The organism is Clostridium saudiense, from assembly GCF_000577815.1.
Lineage (GTDB): Bacteria > Bacillota > Clostridia > Clostridiales > Clostridiaceae > Clostridium > Clostridium saudiense.
Genome location: NZ_CBYM010000013.1, coordinates 40,549 through 52,459, shown reverse-complemented (window position 1 = coordinate 52,459; position 11,911 = coordinate 40,549). Strand labels below are relative to the sequence as shown.

The following is an 11,911-nucleotide window of genomic DNA, read 5'->3' as shown; positions in this document are numbered from 1 at the left end:
AAATTAATCTTATTTTCTACAAATTCTCACTTTCCATATATTTGATTGCACTAATTTCTCTTACTTTTTATATCTCTTTATTAAAAATGGCAGATGACTATAATTTTTATAAATCTTAATCATCTGCCTATTTTAAACTGGAAACACGCTACTTACTTATGCTCGTAGGTGTAGCTTTGCCCATAATAATTACTATGAGCATTACTAATAGTGAGAAGGCTATTTTAAATGAGACACACAGTGTAATTTCAACTAACCAAATTAAAATTTGGAGTTTCAGTCAACTTCAATTAACTAAATCAAAGATTTAGAATCTTTATATGAAACACACTACTCACGTTGTTCGTAGGTGTAACTTCGATTAACTAAATCAAAGATTTAGAATCTTAGTTATATGATTTAACAAATTCTGTGGCTTGTTTTTGACATTCTTCTAATATCTTATCAAATCCAGCTTGTGTTAATTTTTCTCTAAACTCTTTAACACCAGCTTCTACATCATCAACCATTCCTAAATCTAGAGGTACTCCATATTGAGTAATAACATTACCTACTGCTGCCATTTCATTTTTAACATTAGAATCATCAAATGAAAATGCAGCTAAAGGATTAGAAACTGTATAATTGTCACTCCACTTAGTGATAGTTTCTTGAACTATTTCTGGTTCAGTAGATGAAGTACGAGCAAATTTAGTAGTATACCATCCCCACGGACAAACTTCACCTGCTGGGAATGCATCACTTCCTTCTAAAGAAGTATATTCACCTTCAGCTGAATTTTCCCAATGCTCACCTTCAATACCATACCAAGTTAAGTTATTAATTTCTTCGTCATATCTTAATAATTCAATTGCCATTAAAGCTCTTTCAGGATTTTTTGAATTAGCATTTATTGCAATACCATTGTTTGTATAAGGTTGAACAACTCTGTTAACTCCTTCACTTAAATCAAGTAATGTTGCATTCCAATCTGGATTAGCTGCATTCATTTCAACAGTTCTATTTGCTACAGTACTAAGATTCCAAGTCATTATTGCAGTTTTTCCTGCTACGAAATCTTCATCTCTAGTAGCTTGGCTTGAAATTGAATCTGCTGCCCAATAACCCTTATCAGCAAATTCCTTCATTTTCGTTACATATTCCATATATTCTGGAGTATCAACAAAGGCAAATACTTCTCCTGATGTATCATTAACATCATATCCAATCGATGGTGTTGGAGCTCCACTAACAGTTGAGAATCCATATCTTTCAATCATATATGGCCATTGTAAATTTTGTCCCCCACCATTAGCCATAACCTTAATTCCATTTCCTGATTCACCTTGTGCTACAGCATCCATAAATGCTTCAAGTTCATCATAACTTGTAATTGATTCAAATCCATATTTGCTTGCTAAATCTCCTCTATAAGCAAATACGTTTGTACCATATTCATTTCTATCATTTGGAACCATATATACTTTCCCATCAATTTTTGCTTGATTCCATGCATCTGCTGGTTCATTAGCATAAATTTGTGGAGCATATTCCTTTAATAAGTCATCTGTTAACTCTAAGAATCCATTTTTAGTTGCAACTTGGCTATAATATCCCCACCCTGCAGCTGTGAATATTAAATCAAAATCTTCACCTGATTGGAATAATAGTTGATACTTAGTTGTCATATCTGACCAAGGAATAAAATTCACTTCTAAAGTTGCATTTATTTCTTCCTTCATCTTTTCGTTAACCTTTGCATAAACCTCATCAAAATCTGCTGGTTTATCTCCTATTAAGTACATTTTCAATTTAACTTCTTTTAATTCTGAAGAATTTGATGCTACACTTTTATCATCGGATCCTTTTGACCCACATCCTACCATAAATGAACTTAACATAAGCACGCTTAAACCTATAGCTGCTAATTTTTTTATTGACCTTCTTATCATTTTAAAATCCCCCTCATAACTCATTTATAAATAAACCCTTTTGGTATTTATCCTTTTTGTATTTTTTATTAATCTTTATCCTTTAACCGCTCCTATAGTTACACCACTAACAAAGTATTTTTGAATAAATGGATAAACTAATATAATTGGTCCAGTTACTATAATTGTTAATGCCATCTTTAAAGACTCACTTGGCATATTTATTGTAGAACCTAATGAAGTTCCACCACCAGCTTGTGCTAGTATTGTTTTATATGCTTCGATATTGTTTACAATCTTATATAAATAATATTGTAATGAATATAAATTTTCATTATTTATAAATAACATTGAATTATACCAGTCATTCCAATATCCTAATGCAATAAACATTCCTATAGTTGCAAGTGCTGGTTTGACTAATGGTAATATTACCTTCATAAATATAGTAAAGTCTCCTGCCCCATCTATTTTAGCTGATTCTGTTAATGCTTGTGGAATTCCACTCATATAGCTTTTCATAATAATTATATTGAAAACACTTAACAATGGTGGTAACAATAAAGATAAATAGCTATCCTTTAAACCTAAATATTTTACCATTAAAATATACCATGGAACTAATCCACCACTAAATAATGTTGTAAAGTAGAAGAAAAATGATACTTTATTTCTCCACTTAAAGTCCTTTCTTTGTAATACATATGCTGTCATCGCTACTATAAATAATCCAATTGCTGTACCAATTACAGTTAAACTTGCTGTTACTCCATATGCCCTAAGTATTGCCATTGGTTCCTTTAATGCAGTTTTATATGCTTCTAATGACAATTCCTTTGGGAAGAAAGAGAAACCATTTGCAATGATTTCTTTTTCTGCAGTGAAAGATCCAACTACAACCATTAAAAATGGTATTAAACATATTATTGCTACTAGTGCAATTAGTGTATAACTTAAAATATTAAATACTTTTATATCTTTTGACTTCTTCATATTTTACCTCCTAGAATAATGAGTAATCTGGATCATATTTCTTAACTAAGAAATTAGTAAATACTATTGTTATAAAGCAAAATACTGATTGATATAATCCAGCAGCTGCTGACATTCCAACTTCTCCTGATTGAATAAGAGACCTAAATGTGAATGTATCTATAACATCTGTTGCATTAAATAATGGTCCATTATTACCTACAAGTTGATAAAACATTTGGAAATCTCCTCTAAAGATATTTCCCACTGCTAATAATGTTAATATTATTAAAGTCGGTACCAAACAAGGAATTGTTACTTTGAAAATTCTTTGGAATATATTTGCTCCATCAATTTGAGCTGCTTCATATATTTCTGTATCAATTCCCATTATTGCTGCTAGATATAGCACTGTTCCATATCCAACATTTTTCCATGCTGAGAAAAATACTAATATAAATGGCCAAACCCATGTTGTTCCATAGAAATTAATTTTCTCTCCTCCAAGCTTTGCAATTAATGTATTAATTGTTCCATGCTCAACATTTAAAAAATTGTAAGCAATCATTCCAACAACAACCCATGAAATAAAATATGGTAAAAACATTGCTGTTTGTGTAATCTTTTTAAAGAACTTTCCACCAATTTCTGAAATTAATATCGCAAGCCCCATTTGAAGACCTGTATTAATAACAATAAACAATACATTATAAAATATAGTATTTCTGGTTACAGTCCAAGCTTGTCCTGAAATAAAGAAATATTTAAAATTGTCAAATCCAACCCATGGACTTCCAAAAATACCATCTCTAAAATTATAATTCTTAAATGCAACAATTGAACCTGTCATAGGCAAATAACTAAATAGTAAGAAATAAGTAACTGCTGGTACAAGCATCAGTAATAATATCCTATTTCTTTTAAATTGCCTTACAAAAGAAGATTCCTCATACAAAGTATTTTCCTTATTTTTGTTTTTCGAAAAAAATCCATTTTTAATTTTTTTGCTATCTAACCCTTTCTCCATATATATCCCCCTTATAAGTTATCGTTTTCACCAACTGATATAATGATAACATCTACATAAGTAATATTTATTGGTAAAATAATTAGATACTAGTAAAATATTATTATCTTTTTTATTTTGACTTACCATTTATTATAATCTTAAATAAAACCAAATTGAATAATTTTTGTATTTTATGTTTATTGTTGAATAAATTCTAACAATAATGGTATAATTTTAACATATTTGATATAGGGGGTATATATATGGTCAAACTTTTAATTGCAGATGATGAAAGTTTTACACGTCAGGGTATATTAGAAACAATTCCATGGAAGGCTTTAAATATCAGTGAAGTACGAGAAGCATATGATGGTCAAAATGCATTAGAAATTATAAAAGATTTTGAACCAGATATTTTATTAACCGATGTAAGAATGCCTCGTTTAAATGGTATAGAATTATCTTTTAAGGTTAGAGAATTATATCCTAATTGTTCTATTATATTTATGAGTGGTTTTTCAGATAAAGAATATTTAAAATCAGCTATTCACCTTAAAGCAATAAGCTATGTAGAAAAGCCTATTGATTTAGATGAATTAGAAATTTCAATTAGAAATGCTGTCACAGAAGCTCAAAAATCAAAAATAATATATAAAAACATTAAAGATAATATAGTGTTAGATTTAATTAATTCAATTACTAATGATGAAATAAATTTACTTTTATCTTCTCATTATAATTCTGACTACTACTTGTCATTATTGGACAAGCCTTCTGTAATCGTTTGTTTGAATTTAATTAATTGTATTAATATTGATCAAAACTTAATTATTTCTAATTTACAAAACTTAATTTCTATTTACAATATGGAATCTTTGATATCGTTTATTAATAAAAAACAAATTATTATTAATTTATTTCTTAAAAATACTATAAAATCATTAATATCTAATTCTGAATTTAATTCATTGCTATTTTCGGTTAGTGAATATATAAATAACTTTACACCTTTAAACTTCTGTATAGGAAATATTTTCAACAATATATATGATATTAAAAATGCTTATACTGATATTATTAAAATAGTTAACTCTGCATTCTTTTATAATCATAATTCCGTAATTTATTTAGAAAATTTTAATCCTAAAATTTATGTACTTAATAATGATATCTATGATGATTTTCAAAAATATTTAGTTAATGAAGATAAGTCTAGTTTACTTTTATTAACTAAAGAATTAACAAATGAAATTAAAAATTATCCAAGCACCTCTATAAGTTATGTAAAGGATATCTATTATAATTTACTGCTAAAACTTATTAACTTTTCAAATGATAGAAAAATTGATATCTCAACTCATATAGATAGTAACAGTCTATTTGAAGATATATTGCAACTGAATACTATCTTTGAAATTAATAGTTACCTTATAGATAAAATAAATAATTTCTTTAAATTATTAGAAGAAAAAAATAACAATAATAAACCTATATTAAACATTTTAAAATTTATCCATGAAAACTATGCTGATGTTAATCTTTCCCTAGAGGAAATAAGTAAAAATATATTTTTAACACCAGCACATATATGCGTAATTTTTAAAGATCATACTAATACTACTGTAAATAAATATATCACTGAATATAGATTAGACAAGGCAAAAACTTTATTACAAGACCCTTCAATAAAAATGAATGAAATTGCTTCAAGTGTTGGCTATAGAGATGGCAATTATTTTGCTAAGATCTTCAAAAAGGAAGTCGGCTATAGCCCCTCTGAATATAGGCGTAAATTCACATAATGAAAGATTATATTATAAATAAAATTACTTTTTTTAGGAAACTAAATTTAATACAAAAATTTCTATTAACTTATTGTATTTTAATATTAGTTCCTTTAACAGCTTTATTTGGATACTCTTATGCTAAAATGTCCAATATCATTGAAAGTAATTTATTAAATTCTACTGAAAAGGCCTTTGAACAATCTGTTGATTTTATAACTTATAAACTATATAGAATCTTTGATATTTCTAATACATTAGCTATTGATGAAAACATTGTAACAATACTTAGGAATGATCCTGATAATTATTTACTATCTGACCAAATAAGTCATTTATCATATTTAAGATTATTTCTTTCATCATACGAAGATGAATCTGAAGTTTCTAATGTAAGTTTATATGTTAATGATAATTTTATTTACAAGAATGATAATAAAAATATTTTTAGTATGAATATATTAGATGGTACTAAAGCTATAAATTCAATAAATAGTACTAATGCCCGATTTATTTGGGGACCTAGTTCTTATTTTACTACTTATAATCCACTACCATCTGATACACTCTCACTTTTTAAAACTATAAAAAGCCCTGATAATTTTGCTGAAAATATAGGTTATTTAAAGCTTACCTTTAAAAAATCTCTAATTAGCGATATTATCAATAAAATTAATTCTGTACCTAATACTGTTAGCTATATAATTAATTCTGAAGGAATCATAATTTGTTCATCCGAAGAAAAAAATCAAAATATTGAATATATAACTGATATAAATCAAATTCAAGATTTTGCAAATATAAATAATAAGTTTTCCACTACTAAAGTTAATAATTCAAAAATTTATGTTAAATCGTCTTTAATAGATAAAACAGATTGGTATTTGGTAACCTTATTACCAGAATCAAGTATTATTGCTGCTATAAATTCTCAAAGAATCTATCTTTTCATTATAGTAGTTATTTGTGGTGGAACTTCCATAGCTTTAGCTTTTTATTTCATAAAATATATAAATAAAAGATTAAATAAAGTAGTTAAAGGGATGCGTTGTGTTCAATCCGGTGACTTTAGTCATTATATTGATCATAATGATAATGATGAATTAGGAGAATTAATTGATAGTTACAATTATATGATTGGTAAAATGTCTATATTAATTGATGAACAATACAAACTTGGTAAGAGTGTAAAAAATGCTGAATTAAAGGCTTTACAATCTCAGATTAATCCTCATTTTTTATATAACACCCTAGATATGATTAATTGGATGTCATATAAAAAAATGAACTCTGAAATTAGCCATGCAGTTAAAAATTTAGCTAAATTTTATAAGCTTTCTTTAAACAAGGGTAAGGACTTAGTTCCTATAAAAGATGAGCTACAGCATGCAACATTATTTGTAAACATTCAAAATATGAGATATAACAATAGAATTTCATTAAAATTTAATGTTGATGAATCTATTAATGATTATTTAATTCCAAAGATTACTTTACAACCTATTATTGAAAATTCTATTAATTATGGAATTCTGGGTAAAGGTGAGGGAACTGGTACTATTTCTATACTAGGATATTCTATTAACTCAGATGTGATTCTAACAATTTCTGATGATGGTATAGGAATGACTGAAGATAAACTTAAAGAACTAATCGATAATAAGCTTACCTCTTCAAAAGGTAGTGGTTATGGCTTAAAAAATATCAACAAAAGAATTAAACTGTTATATGGTGATAATTATGGCCTTTCATTTAAAAGTGTTTATAATTATGGTACTACAGTCATTATTAAAATTCCACCAATTAAAGAAATAGAAAAAAATGATTAAAATATGAGGTATTAAACTATGGGTAAACAAAAAGAATTTTATGACAAACCACTTTTTTCAATTATTAATTATATAACTTGGCTTTTATTAGGAGGACTTTATTTTATTCTCCTTAATATACCACTTATATTTTTTTATACACTAACATCATATAATGCTAGTCTATTTAGTATAGCTTTATTATTTATTTGCTTAATTCCATTTGGACCAGCTTTAGGCGCTTTATACTCTACAATGGCTGAAATAGTTAGAGAAAAAGATATTTCATTCACCTCTTACTTTTTTAACTCTTATAAAACTCAATTTAAGTCTAACTTTAAATTATGGTTTGTAGAATTATTATTATTAACTATCTTCTTTGTAGATTTTCAGTATTTTTATTTAAATATGTCTTCAAGTGGACTTCATATAATATTTTTAATATTAGGAATTTTTGTATTAATATTAGGTCTTTATGCATTTCCTATTAATTGTAGATTTCATATGAAATTAAGAGATATTGTTGCATTATCTTTTTACTATTCAATAAAGAAATTCTATATAACTTTATTAAAAATAATTGTTACATTAATAGCACTTTTCCTTGTTGCTAAAATACATGCTCTGTTAGTACTATTTATACCAAGTATACTTTGTTTTATATTAACAATTTATGATAAACCTATATTATTAGAGCTTGAAAAGAAATCATCAGTTGGAACTTTATCAGCTTCTAATTAAATGTAATATCTTCAACAAACTTTATATTGAATAAATAAAAAGTAATAACTCTGATAGAAAACTTTTAGTTTTCTATCAGAGTTATTACTTTTATCTTTTATTTATCCATTATTTATTATTTCCTGTAACAAGTCTGGATAATCGGTAAATACTCCACTTACTCCTGCTGAAATTAATTTTCTCATTAAGATTGGACTATTCACAGTATAAATATTTACATCTATATTATTTTCTTTAGCTTCTTTAATAAGCTCTTCTGATACTAATCTAATATCTGGGTGAATTGCATTTGCACCAAAATCCTTAGCATAATTAACTACATCTTTTATAGGCTGATAATATAATAATCCTGTTTTAAACTCACTATCAATTTCTCTAGAAATTTTTATAGACTCATGATTAAAGCTAGATAATATTACTCTATTCTTTAACTCATACTTGTTAACTAAATCTATTACATCTTTTTCAATTCCCTCATAATGTATTTCATCAGTTTTAAGTTCTATATTTAATATTACCCTAGAAGCTTTAACTAACTCTAAAACCTCTTCTAAAGTAGGAATTCTACACTCTAAGTTATCTTCAAAATTCTTATTTCTACACTTAAAACCCTTAAGTTCTTTAAGGGTATAATCCTTTACTAACCCTTTTCCTATAAATGTTCTTTCAATATCTTCATCATGTATTACAACAAGTTTATTGTCTTTACTCTTATGAACATCAATTTCTAAACCAGTTGCTCCTGTTTTTATGCCTTCCTTTATTGATAATATAGTGTTTTCAGGATAATACTTACTTGCCCCTCTATGTGCAAAATTTATCATACAAATTCACCTCGTATAAGATATTTAATGTACTTACTTGTACACCTTATTTATTTTATCATTTTCTTTGAGCCATTATAAGTTGCAATAAAATATCCACCATAAATAATTATAAGTACAACTAAAGTAATTAATATATATTTCATCATACTTCCATCACCAACTATAGAAACTATTCCTTGTGCAAATTTTAATCCTGCTATAGAATGAACTAATGCAAGTGCTAAAGGAATTATGAAATATATTCCTATTTGTGTAAATAAAGATTTATTAATTATTTTTTCATCAACTCCAACTTTTTTAAGTAATTCATATCTATAGATATTATCTGCTGATTCACATAATTGTTGAAGTGCTAAAACTGCTGCACTTGTTATTAGGAATATAACCCCCATATAAATTGCTAGATAGGAAACCACTGCTCCAAGTCCAGCTGTAGTTGCTTCTACATTTTCTTTACTAATATAATATATTTGAGTTCCATCCTTAGCATTATTATCTTTTATTAACTTGTTTATAGCTTCTTCTGACTTTAATTTATCATCTTTATAATTTACATTTAAATAAGTATTAATAGCTGTTAATCCATTAACTACATCATCATTTACTACAAATGTACAAATATTATTTTTAAGAGTTGAATCATAAGCTACAATATTGAAAACTTTATTACTTGAAGGACTTAATTCCTTTCCATTAATATTTATTTTAGTATTATTATCTATAGCTTCCTGTATCACAGCTTGCATATCATCTATGTCACCAAAAGCTAAATACTCATTTTGCCCTAACTCTACAGTGTCTTTTCCTAACAATATTAATAACCCATTAAAGTCTGATAATGTAATTGTATTAATATTACTATCTGCAAATACAGGATAATAACTACTTCCTTTTTCAATACCATTCTTACTTAAAAATTTGCTATAAGGTACTTCACTATTATAATTTGTGTATTCTGCATAATTAGAAATGTCATCTAAATTATTTTTTCCTAATAAGTCTTCAATATTATCACCATTTAAGTTCCATATACTACTATCAAATTGCGTTAAATCTTGAACATCTTTATTGAGACCTCTGCTAATTCCAAATCCACTTGAAAATGTACATATTGCAATAAATAACATTAAGCAAATAAATGTCATTGATATAAAAGTAGTGTTTATTTTACTGTTAATTTGTCTTAATACAAACATATTTAAATCTTTCAAGTAGAATTTTTTATTGTTTTGCATAATCTTCAATAAAAACCCTGATAGTGAGAAGAAAAATAAAAGTGTTCCTATAGATCCTAATAATACTGGAATTCCTATAGCTGTTGGACTTGCTATTGCAACTCCATTTTTTAATACTATAAAATATGCCGAACCTATCATTACTATACTAATTACAAATGTTATTACAGATATCCAAATGTTTTTTACTTTTAAGCTTTCATTTTTCTTTGCAGAAGTTAATAAATCTATTAATTTTACTTTTCTTATAGTAAATGAATTAAAAATTAAAACAACTAAATAAATTAATCCAAAACAAACTAATGTCTTAATAAATGCTATTTTAGAAAATACAAAAGTAAAATTAACTAAATTAACTTTAAATAATTTAGCAGTAAATATTGATAATCCTTGTGAAAGTAAAACTCCTAAAGCTACCCCTACTACTAGCGAAACAACTCCAATTAACATTGTCTCTATAAATATCAATCTAGAAAGTTGTTTATTTTCCATACCCAATGTCATATAAATTCCAAATTCTTTTTTTCTTCTTCTTATTAAAAAGTTATTAGCATATACTATTAAAAATCCTAAAACAAAAGAAATAAATACTGAAGCAACTCCCATAACTACATCTATTAGTTGAAATGCTGCTGCCTGCATATCAGTTAAATCCATCATTACTTTTTGTGATTCAATAGAATTAAAAGTATAAAATATACAAACTCCAAATACTAATGTTAAAAAATATATAGTATAATCTTTTAAACTCTTTTTTAAATTTCTTGTAGCTAGCTTAAAATACATCTCTTTGATCACCTCCAAGTAAGGTAACAACTTCGATTATCTTATTAAAGAAATCTTTTCTGCTATCATTTCCTCTAACTAACTCATTAAAAATCTTTCCATCTTTAATAAATAAAATTCTACTTGCATAGCTTGCTGTAAAAGCATCATGAGTTACCATCATAATAGTTGCATTTAATTCTGTATTTAAATGTTCTAAACTTTCAAGAAGCATTTTTGCAGACTTTGAATCTAATGCACCAGTTGGCTCATCAGCTAATACTAATGATGGATTAGTTATTATTGCTCTTGCACATGCAACTCTTTGTTTTTGTCCACCTGATACTTCATAAGGATACTTGTTTAATATTTCCATAATTCCAAGTTTACTTGCTACTTCTTTAACTCGAATATCAATTTCTTTATGATTAACTCTTGAAATAGTTAATGCTAATGCTATATTTTCATAACAAGTTAATGTATCTAATAAATTAAAATCTTGAAATATAAATCCAAGCTCTTCTCTTCTAAATTTTGCAATTTTTTTAGAGTTTAACTTTGTAATATCATTATTATTTATAAAAATATGACCACTGCTTACTTTATCTATTGTTGAGATACAATTTAATAATGTAGTTTTACCACTTCCTGAAGCACCCATTACCCCAATAAATTCTCCTTCTTCTACTGTAAAATTAATATTATTAATTGCTTTAGTTATATTACTCTTATTTCCATAATATTTTTCTATATTGCTTACCTTTAAAACTTCCCTTTTCATACTTTCCTCCACTGAGTTCATATTTTTCAAGACTTTCCCTTGACTATGATTAAATTTTACAATTAATATGATACTCTAT

Annotated in this window: 9 protein-coding genes; 3 read left to right on the top strand and 6 right to left on the bottom strand. The window is 26.4% G+C overall.

Annotated features, from left to right (window positions below):
* Nucleotides 1–386 precede the first annotated feature (386 nt).
* The 3 genes from TY07_RS08405 to TY07_RS08395 form a co-directional block, all read right to left on the bottom strand.
* Nucleotides 387–1,931, bottom strand: a complete 1,545-nt coding sequence (locus TY07_RS08405; RefSeq protein WP_042398050.1) for an ABC transporter substrate-binding protein — start codon at nucleotides 1,929–1,931, stop codon at nucleotides 387–389.
* Between the two features lie 75 nt (nucleotides 1,932–2,006).
* Nucleotides 2,007–2,903: a carbohydrate ABC transporter permease gene (locus TY07_RS08400; protein ID WP_042398048.1), complete on the bottom strand. Its 897-nt coding sequence runs from the start codon at nucleotides 2,901–2,903 to the stop codon at nucleotides 2,007–2,009.
* Nucleotides 2,904–2,913: 10 nt separating this feature from the next.
* The gene (locus TY07_RS08395; RefSeq protein ID WP_078061315.1) at nucleotides 2,914–3,909 is read right to left on the bottom strand and encodes an ABC transporter permease; all 996 of its coding nucleotides are present in this window, start codon (nucleotides 3,907–3,909) and stop codon (nucleotides 2,914–2,916) included.
* A 245-nt stretch (nucleotides 3,910–4,154) separates the two neighbouring features.
* Here TY07_RS08395 and TY07_RS08390 point away from each other — a divergent pair, with 245 nt between their 5' ends.
* Genes TY07_RS08390 through TY07_RS08380 form a run of 3 tightly spaced genes read left to right on the top strand, consistent with a single transcriptional unit; the run spans nucleotide 4,155 to nucleotide 8,224 of the window.
* Nucleotides 4,155–5,693 carry a response regulator transcription factor gene (locus TY07_RS08390; protein WP_042398046.1) on the top strand — a complete coding sequence of 513 codons (1,539 nt, stop codon included), beginning with the start codon at nucleotides 4,155–4,157 and terminating at the stop codon, nucleotides 5,691–5,693.
* Complete coding sequence (locus TY07_RS17245) at nucleotides 5,693–7,504, top strand: sensor histidine kinase (RefSeq protein WP_052330655.1); 1,812 nt, start codon at nucleotides 5,693–5,695, stop codon at nucleotides 7,502–7,504. The genes TY07_RS08390 and TY07_RS17245 overlap by 1 nt, the downstream gene beginning before the upstream one ends.
* Before the next feature lie 18 nt (nucleotides 7,505–7,522).
* Entirely contained in the window at nucleotides 7,523–8,224 is a 702-nt protein-coding gene (locus TY07_RS08380) for a DUF624 domain-containing protein (protein WP_042398044.1), read from the top strand.
* A 101-nt stretch (nucleotides 8,225–8,325) separates the two neighbouring features.
* On the opposite strand, the gene TY07_RS08375 is transcribed toward TY07_RS08380, so the two are convergent.
* From TY07_RS08375 to TY07_RS08365, 3 genes are read right to left on the bottom strand one after another with little or no spacing between them, the layout of a single operon-like run.
* The gene (locus TY07_RS08375) at nucleotides 8,326–9,048 is read right to left on the bottom strand and encodes a glycerophosphodiester phosphodiesterase (protein WP_042398040.1); all 723 of its coding nucleotides are present in this window, start codon (nucleotides 9,046–9,048) and stop codon (nucleotides 8,326–8,328) included.
* Nucleotides 9,049–9,098: 50 nt separating this feature from the next.
* Nucleotides 9,099–11,072 carry an ABC transporter permease gene (locus tag TY07_RS08370; RefSeq protein ID WP_042398038.1) on the bottom strand — a complete coding sequence of 658 codons (1,974 nt, stop codon included), beginning with the start codon at nucleotides 11,070–11,072 and terminating at the stop codon, nucleotides 9,099–9,101.
* Nucleotides 11,062–11,832 (bottom strand): ABC transporter ATP-binding protein, encoded by a 771-nt coding sequence (locus TY07_RS08365; RefSeq protein WP_042398036.1) that lies wholly within the window; start codon nucleotides 11,830–11,832, stop codon nucleotides 11,062–11,064. Before TY07_RS08365 ends, TY07_RS08370 begins: the two co-directional genes overlap by 11 nt.
* Nucleotides 11,833–11,911: the final 79 nt, after the last annotated feature.